We start from the raw sequence: 19,153 nt of genomic DNA, 5'->3' as shown, positions 1-19,153 counted from the left end.
GTCCGCTGCACTCCCGCATGGCGGAGAGCACCGCAATGGGAATGGCCAGCTTCAGGGCGCAGGAGAAGTCCACCATCTTTCGTCCGCCCCCGGGGAGATATATAAGAATCAGTCCTGGGTCTCGATGAGGCCGTAGCCGCCGTTGTTGCGGCGGTACACCACGCACACGGCGGAGGTGTCCATGTTGCGGAACACATAGAAGGTGTGGTCCAGCAGGTTCATCTGGAGAATGGCCTCCTCGGTGGTCATGGGCTTCACGGCGAAGCGCTTGGTGCGCACCACGTCGAACTCCGGCTCCTCCACCACGTCGAACTCGGCGGGGATGTTGGAGGTCAGGGCGTCGGGCCGCAGGTTCCGGGCCAGACGGGTCTTGTTCTTGCGGATGCGGCGCTCGATAAAGGCCACGGCCTCGTTGATGGCGCCCCGCATGTCGCCGTCGGGGTCCTCCTCCTGGGCGCGGAACAGGGTGCCGTTGGCAGTGCGGATGGTCAGCTCCACCACGCAGCGGTTCTTTTTCTCCACGGCGAAGGTCACAAATGCGTCCGCTTCCTCCGGGAAATACCGATCCAGCTTGCTGATCTTCTTTTCGGCATATTCCTTGATGGAGTCGTTCAGGGCGATCTTCTTGCAGGTAAATGTGAACTTCATAGTTGGTTGCTCCTTTCGCAGGTATCCCTTTCGGGGCAAGGGTCGGGGAGATGGTTCCCCTTATCCTTGGGGGTATTATAACATATTGCCGGGCGCTTGAAAAGTAGCCCCGTGCATTTTTGGCAGTTATTCACAAAAAATTAAGATTTTCTTGTCATTCGACGGCATATGACAAAGGTTCCTATTTACACGGCGGCCAGAATGGCGTATCATAAGCATCGGAAGCTTTCCAATATCCCACCCGCTTGGGCCGCCCTGCTTGCAGGGCGGCTCCTTTTTTCCGCAGGCCCTTGACAAACCGGGAGGCTGGGGTATCATGGGCTGTGAGAAAAGCAGCCGGCAGGGAGGAAACCATTATGCGCGGTAAGAAAATGTCCCAGGCCATGGTCTTCATCGTGCTGTTCGGCATCGTCAGCCTGTTTTCGGACATGACCCACGAGGGCGCGTCCAGCATCCGGGGAGCGTATCTGGCCCTGCTGGGGGCCTCCGCCGGGACCATCGGGTTCATTTCGGGCCTGGGGGAGCTGGTGGGCTGCTCCATGCGGTATGTGTTCGGCAAGCTGACGGATAAGGGCAAACACTACTGGCCCATGACCATCGCCGGGTATGTGCTGGACGTTCTGGCGGTTCCGGCCCTGGCCCTGGTAGGGGACCACGGCTGGATCTGGGCCTGTGCCCTGCTGGTGATCCAGCGCATGGGCAAGGCCATCAAAAAGCCCGCCAAGGACACCATCATGTCCTTTGCCGCCTCCCAGGAGGGGGTGGGCAAGAGCTTCGGCATCCAGGAAGTGCTGGACCAGATCGGCGCGTTCCTGGGGCCGGTGCTGCTGTATGTGGTGATGCTGCTGAAAACCGACGGCACCACCTTCCAGGTGTATGCCACGTGCTTTGCGGTGCTGGCCATTCCCGGGGCCATCACGCTGATCCTACTGCTGGTGACCCGGCGGAAGTTCCCCAACCCGGAGCACTTCGAGCCGGAGCCCAAGGAGTATGTCCCCTTCCACATGAAAAAGGAGTTCATCCTGTATATCGCCGGCATCAGCCTGTTTGCCTTTGGCTTTATCGACTATTCCATCATCATCATGCATGTCTCCCGGACCTTCACCGGTGTGGCGGCGGGCCTGCAGGAAACGGGAAGTCTGATCTCCAGCGGAACGCTGCCGCTGCTGTATGCCGGAGCCATGCTGGTGGACGCGGTGGCGGCCCTGTTCTTCGGGCTGCTGTATGACAAGAAGGGGGTCCGGGCCCTGGTGTGGAGCACGGTGCTGTCGGCGCCCTTCGCCATCTTCGTGTTCGCCGGGCACTCGGTGGCCTCCCTGCTGGTGGGCATCGCCCTGTGGGGCGTGGGCATGGGCGCCCAGGAGTCCATCCTGAAGGCGGCGGTCAGCTCCATGGTGCCCAAGGCCAGCCGGGCCACGGGCTACGGCGTGTTCGAGTGCGCCTTCGGCGTGTTCTGGTTTTTGGGCAGCTGGCTGCTGGGTGTGCTGTACGACGTCAGCATCCCGGCCATGATCGCCGTGTCCGTGGCGGCCCAGCTGGCGGCCATCCCCCTGTACATCGCCTCCTCCCGGCGGCAGCTTACAGCCAACCCATAAGCTGCACAAAGCTCCAGAGGAGCTTCGCGCCATAGAAGATGATGACCCCGCCGCAGACCTTGTTGATGACGTTGAGGATCTTTTCGTTGAACCGGCTGCCCAGCAGGGACACCACCGTGGACAGGGTCAGAAACCACAGGGCGGAGGCGCTGCCGAAGCCGCAGATAAACGGCAGGTCGCCGCCCTCCGGCAGGCTGGCCCGGAAGGCTCCCAGCATCATGGTGCCGTCGATGAGGGCCTGGGGATTGATCCAGGTGACCACAAAGGCGGAGGAGATCAGCTTCCAGAGGGGGACGTTGACGTCCCGGCCGCCCTCCAGGGAGGCCCTGGACCGCAGAAGGCCAATGCCGATCCAGATGACGATGAGACTGCCGATGCCCAGGATGACCTTCTGCAGCCAGGGCAGGGCCTGCATCAGCGCCCCGGCCCCCAGGAAGCACGACACCCCCAGAGACACGTCCCACAGGATGACGATCAGGGCGGTGAGATACACCCGGCTGCGCCGCTGGGTCAGGGCGCTGTTGATGACGAACAGGTTCTGCAGCCCGATGGGGGCCACATACGCCAGGCCCATGGTGAGGCCCTGAAGATATATACGCATTTGCTATTTACTCCTTTTTTCTTATCTGCTATAATCGTATCATAATCCCGGGAAAAAGCAAGAGCGCAGAAAATTATGAGCAGGTCAGGAGGAGCTTACCATGTCCCATTACGACTGCCCCTGTATGGAAAAATGTCCCCTGCACTGGGCCATGAGCCGCATCGGCGGCAAGTGGAAGGTGCAGATCCTCTGCTCCGTGGCCAACGCCGGGACCATCCGCTACAACGCCCTGCGGGCCAAGCTGGACGGCATCAGCAACACGGTGCTCTCGGCGGCCCTGCGGGAGCTGGAGGGGGACGGCCTGGTGCGGCGGCAGGCCTATCCGGAGGTGCCGGTGCGGGTGGAGTACAGCGCCACGGAGCGCTGCATGCGCCTGCTGCCGGTGCTGGAGAGTCTGTCCGACTGGGCCGAGGCGGAGATGGACGGCCCGGAAGAAAAATTCCCGGAATAGGGGGAATTCTTGAAAAAAAGTGTTGACAACATGGGCGGCGCTGTGGTATATTAATTCTTGCCTGTCGGGGAGACGACATGGCGGCGTAGCTCAGTTGGCTAGAGCATGCGGTTCATACCCGCAGTGTCACCGGTTCGAATCCAGTCGCCGCTACCATCGACCGGTGAGACGCGGGAGCGTCTCGCCGGTCACCCCCTCAGCAAACAAAGACGGCCCGTTGGTCAAGTGGTTAAGACACGGCCCTTTCACGGCTGTAACATGGGTTCGAGTCCCGTACGGGTCACCACTTCGGCAATCCGTAAACGGGATTGCCGAATAAACGGAGGCTTAGCTCAGCTGGTTAGAGCGCCTGCTTCACACGCAGGAGGTCACTGGTTCGAGTCCAGCAGTCTCCACCAAAAAGTTCCTGATTTCTGACGAAATCAGGAACTTTTTTGCATATATGGCTCGAAATAGAGACGCGTTTTTTTGCGTTTTTCATTTGACCCAAACGCTGACCCAAAAGCCGAAATGACGGGAGTGGAACGGATAGCATCATCCGCCCCTCTCCCCACTATTTTTTTGTGGTTACATGGCCTGGCTGATAACGCTGCCGATGGTATCGGCGGCGGAGCGCTTCATCCCCTCCGTGGCGTGGGTGTAGGTGCTGAGGGTAAAGCCCGCGTCGTAGTGTCCCAGCGCACCGGACAGCGTCTTGACGTCCACGCCGTACTTGAGGGACAGCGTGGCGAAGGTGTGTCTGAGGTCGTGAAAGCGTATGTGCTCCGCGCCGATAGCCTTCAGGATCTTCTCATGGGTGTGCCGGAAGGAGCCCGGGTCGAACATGGTACCGGTTTTGGGCGATACGAACAGGTAAGGACTGTGGGGGTGCTTTGCGTGCTCCTCCACCAGCAGCTCCACCGCCCGCTGCGGGATAGCCAGCTTATCATACAACGGGGTGACGAGATGGATGAGAGGGCATCTCAAGCATCTCGCGGGACTGCATCATAGCACGCGTGTTTTTGAAATCGTTGCATACTGCTGTCCGAAATCTTGACTTGCGAAAATTTTTTCTGTAAGATATTTTTGAGAGGAGGAGGTTTCATGGACATTCCGCGTCGAAAAAACCGCCAGCATTCGGATAAGCTGACGGCAGAGCTGCTGTTTTTCTGTTTTTGGCTGACCCACTGCGGTGAGGTGGAGCTGGGCGCGTATGCCTGGTATGGTCAGCATTCAACCGCCTCCTACCGGCGCTACGCCAAGGAGCTGGAGAAGATCGGCGCTATACCGCGCATGAAGCTGCGGGGAGATGACCGGGACTGCAGGCATAACCGCCGGTTCATCTCCGACCCACCGGTAGAGAACTTCGCGCCGGAGATACGATTTGATTGGGAGGATGACCACCTGCGGCGTTTGGCGCGGCTGGTGTGCATGGCGGCGTCGGTGCTTGCGCCCGATGGAGAACTGTCGGCATTTGACAACGCCATCGAGGACTACCGGTATTATGATTTGCACTACCCCGACTACCACGCGGCGTATGAGGGGCTGGACGCCCGCACGTTCCGGCGTGATAAGCAGGCGGTGCGGCAGGTGCTGCTGCTGTGGAAAGACGACGATACGGCCAGCAAGCAGCAGGATGAGGATGTAGAGGAGGAGATCACGGCGGAGTTTCTGGCGTGGCTGAAGAAGCTGTGAGCGCACGGCTGCCACGCCTATTCTTTGGTTACAGCGGGGTCAAATTACGCATACCATGACCAGCGTAGTAGTTTTCGGTACTTGTCGCAAGATGCAAGCCAATAACCCAAGAAATAACGCAAGAACATCTTACGTTATTTTTAATAACATAAGAAAAGCTCGAAAAAAGTCAAGGAATGTCTTGCGAATTTTCTTCACTTCTTGCGTTCTATATGTTAGAATGGGTGCAAAGGAGTGATTTGTATGGTAGAAAAGGAGCTTCACGATCTGATTGAAAGCATTCGGGTTCGTGGCTGTGAAGGACAAATCATAGAAGTAAAGGCGGCACGGCAGGGCTGTCCTGAAAGGTTATATGATACGATCTCTGCGTTTTCCAATCAAAATAGCGGGGGAATCTTTGTGTTCGGCTTGGAGGAAAAGAACGGCTTCGCAAAGGTGGGCGTCTACGACGCACAGGACTTGGAGCGCAAGGTAATGGAATACTGCGAACAAATGACGCCGATCGTTCGACCGCAATTTACCGAGGTGGATGAAGATGGGCTTACATTTGTCTCTGCGGAGATCCCACCCGTTGATATTGCGGAACGCCCTTGCTTCAAAACAGCCAAGGGACGGCTGCACGGGTCCTATATCCGCGTAGGTGACGGAGACAAGCCCATGACGGAGTACGAAGTATACAGCTACGAGGCGTTCCGAAAGAAATATCAAGACGATATTCGTCCAGTGGAGAGGGTGTCCTTCCAATCGCTGGATATGTCTAAGGTAAAAACGTATTTGGAGAGAAAAACATGTGCGCGTCCGAATTTGGCGGGTATGTCGGAGGCACAGCAGTATGAACTGACCGGCATCACGCGGGATGGGAAAATCACCATGGCGGCATTGCTGCTGTTCGGACTCTACCCGCAGGCGTTTTATCCGCATCTGAGCATCATTGCCACCTGTGTACCCGCAGAGCAAATGGGCGTTCTTGACGCAGAGGGCAACCGATTCAGCGACACAAAGCGGATCGAAGGTACGCTTCCGGATATGCTGGAGGGTGCGTTGACCTTTGTTCGAGCCAATATGCGGACGGCCACAAGGATCGACAAAGAAACAGGCGAGAGAATTGATATTCCGCAGTACCCTATGGACGCTGTCCGCGAGGCGATACTCAATGCGTTGGTACACCGGGATTATAGTCTGCATACCGAGGGAATGCCGATCCAGTTGGTCATGTATTCCAATCGGATCGAGATCACAAATCCGGGTGGGCTTTATGGTAGATTGACTCTCGACCAGTTGGGCAATGCCCAGCCGGATACCCGAAACCCGGTTCTTGTTACCGTAATGGAGACCCTGGGGGAAACTGAGAATCGCTATTCCGGGATTCCTACGATTCGGTTTGCCATGAAAAACCGCAACCTGCCAGAGCCGGTATTCGCGGATCGGCGCAGCGAATTTGTCGTGACGCTGTACAATAGTGAGCATGGTGCAGCGGGAAGTGTCGGCGACGAGGATGTAAAACAAGCTAACGTGCAAGACGAAAAAGGTCTGCTGAAATTCTGCCGTACACCTCGAAGCCGCAGCGAGATCATTGCATATCTAAATATTGCGTCAGGGCAGTATGCCCTGCGGCGTTACCTTGATCCTCTCGTAGAGTGCGGAGCGATTCGGATGACGCTGCCCGATAAACCCCGCAGTCCCAAGCAGCGATATGTGGCAGTGGAGGAGTGACACAGTTTATTATGTCTTTTTCCGTGACCCAAAAGCCGAGAGGTCAGGAAAGCACCGGAGAGGGGCGGATGGCATCATCCGTCCCTCTCCGGCTGTTTTTTGCGGGCTACATGGTCTGACTGATGACACTGCCGATGGTATCGGCGGCACCCGCGGCCTTACACAGGCAGCTCACCGGGTAAGGCTGTGGAAGGCTGCTTCTCCATCGCCCTGCCGTGCGCCTGCACATTTACCGAGCGAAACCGCGGACAATTCAAGCTGCTGCCGAACTGGTGGGCGAGTATATACTTTTATAACCATGAACACATACCGCTTGCTACAAAAATGGTCCCCTACGGAAGTTCGATTTGGCACCCCTCACAGATAGTGCCCTAAGTTTTGTCTACTCGGCAGGGGGCGGCACAGGGCACTGTCCAGTTTATGGGACACCTCTTTCTGTAGAATGGGTATTGTAAAGAACGATACAGATCGGAAAGGGAGGAAGCAACATGTTCAAGATCGGTTTTAATGGTTCCGCAGAAGAGCATCGCAAGGCACCTGGGGAGGCGCACTCCATTTGCCCCGCAGTTACGCCGAGAAAATCGGTCGTTCGCGTCCATTTTCCGGCGCGGAATATGAATCTGTCTTACTACAATGACGCCTTTGACCTGAAATGCGGAGATATCGTTTTTGTGGAGGGCAAGCTGGAGGGCCTGCGTGGCCGCGTGGTGGATGTCGCGTACAATTTCAAGATCAAGCTATCTGACTACAAGCGGGTCATCAGCGTGGCCGACACAAATGTACAGGGCGAGTTCTTCTTCGCCGGGTCGCACTTCGTCACGTTCGACCGCAGCACTCTTCCTTACGAAAAGGTCATCACTTGGTTTAAGTCACCCGCCACGGAGGATGAGATATTTGTTTCCGGCAATGATGATTGCGGCTTCCTGCTGCATGATCTGAGCGCCATGAGCATCAGCAGGGCAACTGCCGATCGCGGCCACGATTACTACACGGACAATCGGATACGGTACATTTCTCTGGACAATACCCATGTGCGGGCCATTGTGGAGGGATCGCGGCCTTACGAGCTGGCGTGCGACTATGCTAACGGCGAGATCAGAAACCTGGTTTGCGACTGCTTCTGCAGCGAGCCGTGCAAGCATAAATTCGCAGCCATGCTGCAGCTGAAGGAGACGCTGGAACTCATTGAGAAGAACTACCCTGCACAGCTTGAGGCGACGCAGTATTTCGCCGCCGTCTGCAAGGGGACGCTGCTGAACTTTGCGCTGGACGGCAAGGAAACCGGCAGCATCGTGCTTTGAGGGACGCGGGAGGCATCGTAAACGCAAGGCGGTATGTATGACACCATCCACACCCCCGACTATTTCTCAGATTTACAATATCTGACAAATGGAGCTGCGCAGGGCGCGGCAGGGGATGTTCCCCTGCCAGGCCTTGCGCAGCTTCTCCTTTTTACTCTTTCAATCCACGGGAATACCCGACCCGCACAGTATGGCATAGCATACAAAAAAAGTCAATGTTTTTTGGCAATTATCCTTATTACTGAAGTCTTTACAAGCCTCAGCGAGTGTGGTATGGTTAAAGCATCAACATATGCGCGTTAAAAAATATATGACAGGATGTGATCGCCATGTATCCTGCCCATATCCGCGAAACCGGAGAGCGGCAAACCGTCCAGGAGCATTGCCGGAACACGGCGGCGCTGGCCGCAACCGCACTGCGGCCACTGGGTCTGGAAAAAAGCGCCTATCTGGTCGGTCTGCTCCACGACGCCGGAAAAAACAAACAGGAGTATGCGCAATACCTTTCGGAGGCTGTCAGCGGCGGGAACGCCGTCCGTGGCAGTGTCAACCATACCTTCGCCGGCGTGCGCCTTCTGCTGGATCGTTGGCACGGCGGCTGCGGTACATTCTCCTATTCCGACGTGACCGCAGAGCTGCTGGCCTTTGCCGTTGGCTCACATCACGGCCTGTTTGACTGTGTCGATCCCCAGCAGCACAGCGGTTTTTTTCATCGCCAGACCAAGGAGGGAATCTTTTACGACGAATCCCGACAGGGCTTTTTGGCACAGGTTGCCGCCGAGGAGGAGCTGGAGCATCTGTTCCGCGACGCCATCCGGGAGATGACCCCGATGCTGGATCGGCTGGCGGCTCTGTCCACCCAAGCGGACGACAATGAGGCGGATCGGGAGACCGCATTTTATATCGGGCTTCTGGCACGGATGCTCCTGTCCGCCGTGATCGAGGGGGATCGCGCAGATACCGCCGCTTTTATGGATGGGGTAGAACCGCCCGTGTTCCCAGAGGATATGCGGCCGATCTGGGCAGAACGGCTGGCGTTTATGGAGAAGAAGCTGGCGGCATTCCCGCGAAAAACGCCCATTGATCTGGCGCGCCAGACCATCTCCGACACCTGTGCCGCCGGCGCCGCCGGGTCCGGAGGTGTCTACCGCCTGAATGTTCCCACCGGCGGTGGAAAAACGCTGGCCAGTCTCCGCTTCGCATTGACACACGCGGCAAAGCGGAACTGCTCCCGAATTATCTTCACCGCGCCGCTGCTGTCGATCCTGGATCAAAATGCCCATGTCATCCGCGATTACATGGGAGACGACACCTTGATACTGGAGCATCACTCCAACCTTGCCGAGCCGAAGGAGGCACCGGAGCGCTTGCAGGAGCTGGAGCTGCTCACCGCCTCCTGGTCGGCGCCGATCATTATCACCACGCTGGTGCAGCTGCTGAACACCTGCTTCAGCGGAAAGACCAGCGCCATCCGCAGATTTCACGCGCTGTGCGGCAGCGTCATCGTGATCGATGAGGTGCAGACGGTTCCCGGCAAAATGCTGACGCTGTTCAATTTGGCTGTCAACTTTCTGTCTGAGATCTGCGGCGTCACTATTGTTCTATGCTCCGCCACCCAACCCTGTCTGGAGGTGGTCGACCATCCGCTGCGCCGCCAGCCCGTCGATCTGGTTCCGCAGCAAAAGGCGCTGTGGGACATCTTCAAGCGCACCGATATCCAAAATGCCGGATGTGCCAGACTGGAGGAACTCCCGCAGATCGTCATGGGGGCGCTGTCGTCGTGTGACAGTCTGCTGGTGGTGTGCAACACGAAAAAGGAGGCGGCGTTCCTGTTCGAATCGCTGCAAGCCGCGAATTGCCGGTGCTTCCATCTGTCCGCCGCCATGTGCGTCCAACACCGCAGGGAGACTCTGCAAGCCTTACAGTCCGCGCTGGACAAGCCCTCCGCCGACAGGCAAAGGGTGGTCTGTGTCTCCACGCAGGTGATCGAGGCCGGTGTGGACATCTCCTTCCAGCGGGTGATCCGCTTCTCCGCTGGAATGGACAGCGTCGTGCAGGCGGCGGGGCGGTGCAACCGGCATGCCGAGCAAAAGGAGCCCGCCCCTGTCCGCCTCATCCGGTGTACCGACGAGCGGCTGCGCGGTCTGGACGACATCGTGCGCGGGCAGAACGCCACCACCGCGCTGCTGACCGCCTTTTCCAAAACGCCAGAGGGTTTCCGATACGATCTGTCCTCCGAGGAGGCCATCCGGTTCTACTATCGCCGGCTATACGCAGAGATGGAGCCCGGCTTTCAGGACAACCAAACTCCGGCGCACGGTTCCCTCTATCATCTGCTGGCGGACAACCCCCGGTATGCAGACGCCAACTGCGCGCAGGCGGAGCGCTACCTTCTGCGGCAGGCGTTCCGGCTGGCAGGCAGTCTTTTTCAGGTATTCGACGAGGACACGAGGTCCCTGCTCGTACCCTACGGAAGAGGGCGCGAGCTGCAAAACACGCTGCGAAACGCCGCTCAGGTCTACGGGCAGAAAGATTGGGCGGTCATACGCGGCTGCATTGACGAGGCCAAAGGCTACTGCGTCAGCGTCTACCGTTATCAGCTGGAGCGGCTTGAGGCTCTCGGCGCCGTGACCTCTCTGTTCGACGGCGGCATACTGCTGTTGTCCGACGGCTTTTATAACGAACATACCGGTTTTTCTCTGGAGGCCGGTACCCGTGATTTTCAGGAGGTGTAGTGATTGAAAACGGAACATCCAAACATCGTAGAATTTGAAGTATTTGGCGACTACGCCCTCTTCTCTGACCCTCTCATGCGTCTGGGCGGTGAAAAGTGCAGCTATCAGGTACCCACCTATGAGGCGCTGAAGGGCATTTTATCCTCCGTATACTGGAAGCCCACCTTCATCTGGCGGATCATGGACGTGCGGGTCATGAACCCGATTCAGACCGAGGTGAAAGGTATCCGCCCCATCAAATACAGCGGCGGCAACGATCTGGCCTATTACACCTATTTGAAAAACTGCCGCTATCAAGTGCGGGCATGCTTTGCGTGGAATGACAACCGTCCGGAGCTGTGCGGCGACCGAAATGAGAACAAACATCACTGCATTGCCCGTCGAATGATCGAAAAGGGCGGGCGGCGGGACATTTTTCTGGGTACCCGGGAATGTCAGGGCTATGTAGAGCCCTGCGTATTCGGAAACGGCGCAGGCGCCTACGACGATCTGCCGGAGCTGGGCTTCGGGCTGATGTACCACGGCATCACCTACCCGGACGAGGCCTACTCGGAGGAGACCCGCGGACGGATGACTGCCCGATTTTGGTACCCGGTCATGAAAAACGGCGTCATCCACTTTCTCCCGCCGGAGGAATGTCCGGGGCAGAAACCTCTGCGGGAGATGCCTATGAAGAGTTTTTCCGCCGATGAGGGCAATTTTATCGGTCTGCGGGAATTTGGGGAGGTGGAGTAAATGGGACTGATGCAGCAGGCCTATGACACCTACTGTGCCATGGCGCCGCAATACGCCGGCATCTACGGCAAGGCGAAGGAGCCGCTGGTTCCTGTTTCGCACCAAATCGTAAACGCAGAGCTGGAGCTCACTCTGGACGCGGACGGTCATCTGCTGGACGCCCGCTCCGTCGAGGCAGAGCAGGCCGCCACCATCATCCCTGTGACGGAGAGCTCCTCGGGGCGAACCGGCAAAGCCCCCGGCGCACATCCTCTGTGCGACCAGATCCAGTTTCTCTCCCCGCTGTATCCCGCCAAATATGAAAGCTATCTGACACAGCTGCACCGCTGGGAGCTATCACCCTACAGCCTCCCCAAGCTCTCCGCCATCGCCCGCTATGTGGAGAGGGGGACAATTGTTGAAGATCTGGCGCAGCGGGGCGTGATCTCCCTGGACGAAAAGGGGCTTCCCGCCAAGGAAAAGCAGATGGTCCGCTGGCGCGTAGAGACAGGCGCGGAAAATGAAACGCCCGCCTGCTGGCAGGACCAGAGCCTCTTTCAAGCCTTTATCGACTACTATGCATCCACGAAATCTGAGAAGCCCGCGTTTTGCATGGTTACCGGCAAAAACGCCCCGCCCGCCAGCCAGCACCCCAAGAAGATCATCAACCTGTGCGCCAACGCCAAGCTGATCTCCGCCAATGACACCAGCGGCTTTACCTATCGGGGCCGCTTCACAGACGATTCGCAGGCCGCGACCATGAGCTATGAGGCGTCGCAGAAGATCCACAGCGCGCTGCACTGGTTGGCGGCGACCCAAGGCGTCTTCATCGGTGGGCGCACCTTCCTGTGCTGGAATCCGCAGGGCATCGAGATCCCCAAACCGCAGGCCGCCTTCCTGCGGCGGAGCACCGCCAAGCAGATAAAATACTCCGACTACCGAAAGGCGCTGTCGGAGACTCTCCGGGGCTGGCAGGAGACGATCCCGCGGGACGCCGGCGCCGTGGTGGCCGCCTTTGACGCCGCCACATCCGGACGCCTTTCCCTCACCTATTACAGCGAGCTTCCGGTCTCTGATTTTCTGGAGCGCCTGCACAACTGGGATGCACTTTGCTGCTGGGAGCATTCCTCCTTCGGCATACAGTCGCCCTCGCTTTCGCAGATCGCGGACTGCGCCTTCGGCACGGTGCGCGTCTCCGACAAGCATACAAAGCTGGAAACGGACGAGCGCGTCATGCGCCAGCAGGTACAGCGGCTGCTCTCCTGCCGGGTGGACCGGGGCAAAATGCCGGCGGATATCGCCCGCGCTGCGGCGGCCAAGGCGTCCAACCTGCAGATCATGGACGCCGCCCTGCGGGAAACGGTATTGTTCACCGCCTGCGCGGTGCTTCGGAAATACAAATATGATTGGTACAAGGAGGAATGGGGCATGGCACTGGAACCGCAGAAGAAGGATGTCAGCTATCAGTATGGACGGCTTTTGGCCGTGTTTGAAAAACTTGAGCGAGACACCTATGACCCCAATGAACAGCGAGAACCCAACGCGATCCGGATGCAGTCCGTGTTCGCAAAGCGTCCACTCTACGCCAGCCGGATCATCTGGGAGCAGTTGAAAAAGGCGTACTACCCCAAACTCAAGCCCGGCGCCAGAACAAAATACGACCGCATCATCGAGCAGATCATCCAAGAAATTTCCTCCTTCCCGCAGGCGGAACAGGAGGAGGCCCTGAAGGACACCTATCTCTTTGGGTACTATCTGCAGCGCAGTGCGCTGTACACATCCGGCAAGACCGAAAACAGTCAGGAGGAAGAATAAATGAGCAGCTTGCAAAACAAGATCGATTTTGTGGCACTGGTCTCCGTGACCCACGCCAACAGCAACGGCGACCCTCTGAACGGCAATCGCCCCCGCACCGACCTGAACGGCTTCGGTGAGATCTCCGACGTGTGCATCAAGCGCAAGATCCGCAACCGGATGCAGGATCTGGGCGAGCCCATCTTCGTTCAGTCGGAGGATCGGTGCAGCGACGGCTGCGGCAGCCTCAGTGAGCGGGCCTCCGCCGCTATGAAGGGCATCAAGGATCGGGAGGAATATGCCCGGCACGCCTGCGAAACGTGGCTGGACGTGCGTACCTTCGGGCAGGTCTTTGCCTTCAAGGATGCCAAGGGCTTCTCCTGCGGTGTGCGCGGCCCCGTCTCTATCCATCAGGCGTCCAGCCTGTCCCCCGTGGAGATCGAGTCCCTCCAGATCACCAAGAGCGTGAATGGTGAGAAGAAGGAAAAGGGTGAGAACCGCGCCTCCGACACCATGGGCATGAAGCACTTTGTCCGCTTCGGCCTGTACGAGGTCAAGGGCTCCATCAATGTCCAGCTGGCGGAAAAGACCGGCTTCTCCGAGGAGGACGCCGACACGGTCAAGGAATGTCTGCGCACCCTTTTTGTGAATGATGCCTCCTCCGCACGGCCCGACGGCTCCATGGAGGTGGTGAAGCTGTTCTGGTGGCAGCACAGCTGCAAGGACGGGCAGTATTCCTCCGCAAAGGTCCACCGCTCCGTCAAGGTCGCGCTGCGGGACGCAGGTACCATCCCCACCTCCGCAGACGACTATGTGATCTCGCTGGAGGCGCTGCCGGGGCTGGAGCCGGAGGTGATCGATGGCGTATAGCGAGGAGGACTTCCTACAGCTCTCCGGCTTACAGCATTTCCGGTTTTGCAGGCGGCGGTGGGCGCTGATCCACATCGAGCACCAGTGGGCGGAAAACTACCGCACCATTGACGGCGCGATCCTCCACGAAAATGCCCACGACACGGCCTTTCAGGAGCGGCGGGGCGACCGGTTCATCACGCGGGGCGTCAGCGTCTATTCCGCAGAGTTGGGTGTATCCGGACAGTGCGATGTACTGGAATACCATCGGGGCGCCGCGGGAATCCCTCTCTCCGGGAAAGAGGGCCTGTGGCAGCCGTATCCGGTGGAGTACAAGCGGGGCCGCCCCCGCGAGGACACCGGTGACACCCTGCAGCTATGCGCGCAGGCCATGTGCCTGGAGTCCATGCTCTGCTGCGACATCCCCGAGGGCGCACTCTATTATGGGGAAATCCGCCGACGGGAGCGGGTGTCCTTCACCCCGGAGCTGCGCGCAGAGGTACGAGAGCTGCTGGTGGAGATGCACGAGTTGTACCGTCGGGGCTATACCCCCAAGGTCAAGCCCACCAAATCCTGCAATGCCTGCTCCTTGAAGGAGCTGTGCCTGCCCAAGCTGATGAAAAGCAGAGCCGTCTCCGCGTATCTCCGGGCGGCCATGGAGGAATCACCATGAAGCAGCTTCTCAACACGCTATTTGTCACCTCCGAGGACATTTACCTCTCGCTGGAGGGGGAAAATGTGCTGGCAAGCCGAGATAAGACAGTTATCGCCCGCTACCCGCTGCACACGCTGCAAGCCATCGTCAGCTTCTCCTACGCCGGTGCCTCCCCTGCGCTGATGGGCAAATGTGCGGAGGCCGGGATCGGTCTGGCCTTCTGCTCCCCGCACGGACGTTTCCTTGCCCGCATCTGCGGCGAGAGCAGCGGCAACGTGCTGCTCCGTCGTGAACAGTACCGCATCGCCGATGACCCCGCCCGCAGCTGTGAAATAGCCCGCACCATGATCTTCGGCAAGCTATGCAACGGTGCCGCCAGCATCCAGCGTACTCTGCGGGATCACGCGCCCCGCGTAGCGGACTGCGGACTGGAAAACGCCGCTGCCAACATCCGGGATATGCTGCCACAGGTGCTGGCTGCCGCCGACTTAGATACCCTGCGTGGAATAGAGGGCGCTGCCGCCACCGCGTATTTTGGCGTCTTCGACCATATGCTCCTGAACCGGAAGGAGGCGTTTTTCTTCCACGGCAGAAGCCGCCGTCCGCCGCTGGATCGGGTAAACGCCATGCTGTCCTTCGCCTACAGTCTTCTGGCGCACGACTGTGCCAGCGCCTTGGAAAGCGTGGGACCGGACAGCTATGTGGGCTTCCTCCACCGCGACCGACCGGGACGGCAGTCGTTGGCGCTGGATCTGATGGAGGAGCTGCGCCCCTGTATGGCAGACCGCTTTGTGCTGACCCTCGTGAACAATCGGATGCTGCGCCCGGAGGACTTTCAGATGCAGGACAGCGGCGCGGTGCTGCTGTCCGATGACGGACGCCGGAAATTCCTGAAGACCTGGCAGGAGCGGAAGCGGGACACACTGACCCACCCCTATCTGGGGGAAAAGCTGAGCTGGGGCATGATCCCCTATGTGCAGGCGCTGCTGTTGGCTCGCTGCCTCCGCGGCGACTTGGACGGCTATCCGCCGTTTTTATGGAAGTGACACTATGCTGGTGCTGATCACATACGATGTAAACACTGAGGACGCCGCCGGGCGCAAGCGCCTGCGGCAGATCGCCAAAAAGTGCGTGGACTATGGACAGCGGGTGCAGAATTCCGTGTTTGAGTGTCTGCTGGACGCAGGGCAATGCCGCCGTCTGCAGGCGCAGCTTCTGTCCATCATGGATCCTGAGAAGGACAGTCTCCGCTTTTACTATCTGGGGAAGCAATATGAGAAAAAAGTAGAGCATTTCGGTGCGAAGAGCACCTATCTGCCGGAGGATTCCCTGATCCTCTGACGCACACCGTCCGGCACAGTGGAGGTTACGGTGCGCGGATATCCTCTCTCCCGTCCCCGCGAAGTCCAAGTGACCAGTGATTGCCGGGAGGTTCGCAAGGCTTTTCTCGATGCAACGCCGTTCTTTTCCCGGGTTTCTTAGGATGCCACCCCCCGTGTTTTTCCCCAAAAACGCAAAAATTCTACTTATTTGTCAAAGATTCACAGATAAAACTGTGCATCTTTGCTGTCGCCCCCCTCGCGGGGGGCGTGGATTGAAATATCACAAATGCCGTGTTTACTTCTTTTCGCAGACCGTCGCCCCCCTCGCGGGGGGCGTGGATTGAAATATTCAGATAGTCAACACAAGACCGCAAAAGCTGAGTCGCCCCCCTCGCGGGGGGCGTGGATTGAAATAAGAACCTGCGACCAAATAGCAAAACCACGGCGGTCGCCCCCCTCGCGGGGGGCGTGGATTGAAATAACTCCCCGGTCCCCTCAAAGCGTTGTAAATGTTAGTCGCCCCCCTCGCGGGGGGCGTGGATTGAAATACGTATTTTGGGCCGTAATTTCGGCGGGATAGGTCGCCCCCCTCGCGGGGGGCGTGGATTGAAATAAATCCTGGCACGGCGATCCACCCGTGATAACATCGTCGCCCCCCTCGCGGGGGGCGTGGATTGAAATGCCAAAGAGGGGCTAATTATCTTGCATATGCGCGTCGCCCCCCTCGCGGGGGGCGTGGATTGAAATGCTTTTCTTCCGATTCGCGCCGCCAAAAATGTGGTGGTCGCCCCCCTCGCGGGGGGCGTGGATTGAAATCCCTTCCAAGGTCTTTGCCGGAATCGGCGGTTTCGTCGCCCCCCTCGCGGGGGGCGTGGATTGAAATCCGAGAATCAGGAAAACAATGGACAGAGTAATAGCGTCGCCCCCCTCGCGGGGGGCGTGGATTGAAATACCAAGAGAAGTAAGCAGTGCAGCCATATAGAATGTCGCCCCCCTCGCGGGGGGCGTGGATTGAAATACCCAGACCGGCAGCTGTGCCAGTAATCCAGCCGGGTCGCCCCCCTCGCGGGGGGCGTGGATTGAAATCTGTGTTGACTATCTTAATAGCCTTTCCCATACTGTCGCCCCCCTCGCGGGGGGCGTGGATTGAAATCTTTCCGTCAATTTCGTGAAACATCATCAGCCGCGTCGCCCCCCTCGCGGGGGGCGTGGATTGAAATCTTAAAATTGGTTGCGGGAGCTGGAATTGAACCGTCGCCCCCCTCGCGGGGGGCGTGGATTGAAATCTGAACCTGACCACGGCGGCAACCCCGTGGGCCGTCGCCCCCCTCGCGGGGGGCGTGGATTGAAATGTTGCCCAAATAGTCACGGTCAATGATGTAATCCGTCGCCCCCCTCGCGGGGGGCGTGGATTGAAATGTTGAACACCGCCTTGCAGGCGTCGTACCCCTTGTCGCCCCCCTCGCGGGGGGCGTGGATTGAAATCTGATGGTGAACTTGTCCACGCCCCGTATGATTCGGTCGCCCCCCTCGCGGGGGGCGTGGATTGAAATGTAGCGGGCGCTGGCTTCTTCCATTTCCGCGATGTCGCCCCCCTCGCGGGGGGCGTGGATTGAAATCGACAGTCGCCCCCACGCTGTTGCTGGTGTTGGTCAGTCGCCCCCCTCGCGGGGGGCGTGGATTGAAATGTCCATGGTGCCCCGCTTGATATCGTTGAAGTTAATGTCGCCCCCCTCGCGGGGGGCGTGGATTGAAATATAGACGGTGTCCACCGCGGCCGGGATGACGCCATAGTCGCCCCCCTCGCGGGGGGCGTGGATTGAAATCAAAAAAAATTAAGATAGGACAAACAGAAAGAATGTCGCCCCCCTCGCGGGGGGCGTGGATTGAAATATAACGTACCGGGTCTAAAGAACCATCAGGCAAAGTCGCCCCCCTCGCGGGGGGCGTGGATTGAAATTTGTTCTTCTTTTGCTGTTCCGCGCTATCGCTTGTGTCGCCCCCCTCGCGGGGGGCGTGGATTGAAATGCCCAGACTGGTAAGCAGAGCAGCCACAAAAACACCGTCGCCCCCCTCGCGGGGGGCGTGGATTGAAATACAGGTTGTAACTTCTGCTTTCCGTGCTTGTGGTGTCGCCCCCCTCGCGGGGGGCGTGGATTGAAATTGCTGTGGAGTGGCTTACTAAGATAACTTTGTTTGTCGCCCCCCTCGCGGGGGGCGTGGATTGAAATATCCGGAAGCGCAGCGGCGTAGGCCACGCCACTGGTAGGTCGCCCCCCTCGCGGGGGGCGTGGATTGAAATACGACGAAGGGCCTGTATGCCGTGATGCTCTCCTAGTCGCCCCCCTCGCGGGGGGCGTGGATTGAAATAGTTATCTTTGACCGCTTTCTTCCCTTTGAGGAGGTCGCCCCCCTCGCGGGGGGCGTGGATTGAAATTATCAAAGTGAATTCCGCCAAGGTTAAAAAGAAGTCGCCCCCCTCGCGGGGGGCGTGGATTGAAATCCCTACACAGGCAGATTTGCGGCAGACCTGTTTAGTCGCCCCCCTCGCGGGGGGCGTGGATTGAAATTCATATGCGCGTTGCTGTCTGCCGTACTACGTTGCGTCGCCCCCCTCGCGGGGGGCGTGGATTGAAATGCTGCGCACACTTTGCCGTGTTCCCGGAAAAACTGGTCGTCGCCCCCCTCGCGGGGGGCGTGGATTGAAATGCCGGTGCCGTCGTAGATTTGCAGCGCAAGGGCGGTCGCCCCCCTCGCGGGGGGCGTGGATTGAAATCTCCCAGGGCTGCGCGGCATCGCCCAGGATTCGGGGTCGCCCCCCTCGCGGGGGGCGTGGATTGAAATCACGCCGTCCGTAAAGGTCCGCCGGGTGCGGCCCAGTCGCCCCCCTCGCGGGGGGCGTGGATTGAAATTGGCTCAGACCTTTTGATTTCAGCTGTCACACAAATCGTCGCCCCCCTCGCGGGGGGCGTGAAATAGCCGCATTCTGCGGTCAGTTACGAGAGCCAAACAATGTGTAAGTTATGTAGGTTTGTCAAACATATTGGACAGCGAACTCATTAGGCAAGAGCCAGCGGAGGGGTCTCATGGGCAAGTTGTTG

At 58.7% G+C, this 19,153-nt stretch carries 16 protein-coding genes, 3 tRNA genes and 1 CRISPR repeat array; of the genes, 16 read left to right on the top strand and 3 right to left on the bottom strand.

Annotated features, from left to right (window positions below; genetic code table 11):
- Nucleotides 1-108: 108 nt before the first annotated feature.
- Entirely contained in the window at nucleotides 109-648 is a 540-nt protein-coding gene (hpf, locus tag LKD37_RS14015) for a ribosome hibernation-promoting factor, HPF/YfiA family (protein ID WP_302929758.1), read from the bottom strand.
- 356 nt (nucleotides 649-1,004) lie between these two features.
- Between hpf and LKD37_RS14010 the strand changes: the two genes are divergently transcribed.
- A complete protein-coding gene (locus LKD37_RS14010) occupies nucleotides 1,005-2,243 on the top strand; it encodes an MFS transporter (protein ID WP_302929757.1) in 1,239 nt (412 codons plus the stop codon).
- Here the strand turns inward: LKD37_RS14010 and LKD37_RS14005 are convergent.
- Nucleotides 2,227-2,844, bottom strand: a complete 618-nt coding sequence (locus LKD37_RS14005) for a LysE/ArgO family amino acid transporter (RefSeq protein ID WP_302929756.1) — start codon at nucleotides 2,842-2,844, stop codon at nucleotides 2,227-2,229. The two genes, LKD37_RS14010 and LKD37_RS14005, sit on opposite strands and share 17 nt — an antisense overlap.
- 100 nt (nucleotides 2,845-2,944) lie before the next feature.
- Between LKD37_RS14005 and LKD37_RS14000 the strand changes: the two genes are divergently transcribed.
- From LKD37_RS14000 to LKD37_RS13985, 4 genes are all read left to right on the top strand, one after another.
- Nucleotides 2,945-3,295, top strand: coding sequence for a winged helix-turn-helix transcriptional regulator (locus tag LKD37_RS14000; protein WP_302929755.1), 351 nt, complete (start codon nucleotides 2,945-2,947; stop codon nucleotides 3,293-3,295).
- A gap of 79 nt (nucleotides 3,296-3,374) precedes the next feature.
- Nucleotides 3,375-3,451: transfer RNA gene (locus tag LKD37_RS13995), tRNA-Met, on the top strand.
- A gap of 55 nt (nucleotides 3,452-3,506) precedes the next feature.
- Nucleotides 3,507-3,581 (top strand) — tRNA-Glu (locus LKD37_RS13990).
- 35 nt (nucleotides 3,582-3,616) lie between these two features.
- A tRNA-Val gene (locus LKD37_RS13985) sits at nucleotides 3,617-3,693 on the top strand.
- A 169-nt stretch (nucleotides 3,694-3,862) separates the two neighbouring features.
- Here the strand turns inward: LKD37_RS13985 and LKD37_RS13980 are convergent.
- Complete coding sequence (locus LKD37_RS13980; RefSeq protein WP_302929754.1) at nucleotides 3,863-4,261, bottom strand: tyrosine-type recombinase/integrase; 399 nt, start codon at nucleotides 4,259-4,261, stop codon at nucleotides 3,863-3,865.
- A 117-nt stretch (nucleotides 4,262-4,378) separates the two neighbouring features.
- Here LKD37_RS13980 and LKD37_RS13975 point away from each other — a divergent pair, with 117 nt between their 5' ends.
- The 11 genes from LKD37_RS13975 to cas2 all read left to right on the top strand — a co-directional run bounded on the left by LKD37_RS13975 (nucleotide 4,379) and on the right by cas2 (nucleotide 16,071).
- On the top strand, nucleotides 4,379-4,969 hold the full coding sequence (locus tag LKD37_RS13975) for a hypothetical protein (protein WP_302929753.1): 591 nt from the start codon (nucleotides 4,379-4,381) through the stop codon (nucleotides 4,967-4,969).
- A gap of 243 nt (nucleotides 4,970-5,212) precedes the next feature.
- Nucleotides 5,213-6,682: an ATP-binding protein gene (locus LKD37_RS13970; protein WP_302929752.1), complete on the top strand. Its 1,470-nt coding sequence runs from the start codon at nucleotides 5,213-5,215 to the stop codon at nucleotides 6,680-6,682.
- A 614-nt stretch (nucleotides 6,683-7,296) separates the two neighbouring features.
- On the top strand, nucleotides 7,297-7,983 hold the full coding sequence (locus LKD37_RS13965; protein WP_302929751.1) for an SWIM zinc finger family protein: 687 nt from the start codon (nucleotides 7,297-7,299) through the stop codon (nucleotides 7,981-7,983).
- A 33-nt stretch (nucleotides 7,984-8,016) separates the two neighbouring features.
- On the top strand, nucleotides 8,017-8,286 hold the full coding sequence (locus LKD37_RS13960) for a hypothetical protein (protein WP_302929750.1): 270 nt from the start codon (nucleotides 8,017-8,019) through the stop codon (nucleotides 8,284-8,286).
- Between the two features lie 26 nt (nucleotides 8,287-8,312).
- Nucleotides 8,313-10,718 carry a CRISPR-associated helicase Cas3' gene (gene cas3 / locus LKD37_RS13955; RefSeq protein WP_302929749.1) on the top strand — a complete coding sequence of 802 codons (2,406 nt, stop codon included), beginning with the start codon at nucleotides 8,313-8,315 and terminating at the stop codon, nucleotides 10,716-10,718.
- 3 nt (nucleotides 10,719-10,721) lie between these two features.
- Complete coding sequence (gene cas5c, locus LKD37_RS13950; RefSeq protein WP_302929748.1) at nucleotides 10,722-11,453, top strand: type I-C CRISPR-associated protein Cas5c; 732 nt, start codon at nucleotides 10,722-10,724, stop codon at nucleotides 11,451-11,453.
- Nucleotides 11,454-13,247: a type I-C CRISPR-associated protein Cas8c/Csd1 gene (cas8c, locus tag LKD37_RS13945; RefSeq protein WP_302929747.1), complete on the top strand. Its 1,794-nt coding sequence runs from the start codon at nucleotides 11,454-11,456 to the stop codon at nucleotides 13,245-13,247. It abuts the gene before it with no gap.
- A complete protein-coding gene (cas7c, locus tag LKD37_RS13940) occupies nucleotides 13,248-14,096 on the top strand; it encodes a type I-C CRISPR-associated protein Cas7/Csd2 (RefSeq protein WP_302929746.1) in 849 nt (282 codons plus the stop codon). It abuts the gene before it with no gap.
- Nucleotides 14,086-14,748: a CRISPR-associated protein Cas4 gene (gene cas4, locus LKD37_RS13935; protein ID WP_302929745.1), complete on the top strand. Its 663-nt coding sequence runs from the start codon at nucleotides 14,086-14,088 to the stop codon at nucleotides 14,746-14,748. The genes cas7c and cas4 overlap by 11 nt, the downstream gene beginning before the upstream one ends.
- On the top strand, nucleotides 14,745-15,776 hold the full coding sequence (cas1c, locus tag LKD37_RS13930; RefSeq protein WP_302929744.1) for a type I-C CRISPR-associated endonuclease Cas1c: 1,032 nt from the start codon (nucleotides 14,745-14,747) through the stop codon (nucleotides 15,774-15,776). The genes cas4 and cas1c overlap by 4 nt, the downstream gene beginning before the upstream one ends.
- A gap of 4 nt (nucleotides 15,777-15,780) precedes the next feature.
- Nucleotides 15,781-16,071, top strand: coding sequence for a CRISPR-associated endonuclease Cas2 (cas2, locus tag LKD37_RS13925; RefSeq protein WP_302929743.1), 291 nt, complete (start codon nucleotides 15,781-15,783; stop codon nucleotides 16,069-16,071).
- 227 nt (nucleotides 16,072-16,298) lie between these two features.
- Nucleotides 16,299-18,964: direct repeats of the CRISPR family, unit length 33 nt; unit sequence GTCGCCCCCCTCGCGGGGGGCGTGGATTGAAAT.
- Nucleotides 18,965-19,153 lie beyond the last annotated feature (189 nt).

This window comes from Brotocaccenecus cirricatena (assembly GCF_020687045.1).
GTDB lineage: Bacteria > Bacillota > Clostridia > Oscillospirales > Oscillospiraceae > Vescimonas > Vescimonas cirricatena.
This window is presented reverse-complemented; position numbering and strand designations above follow the sequence as displayed.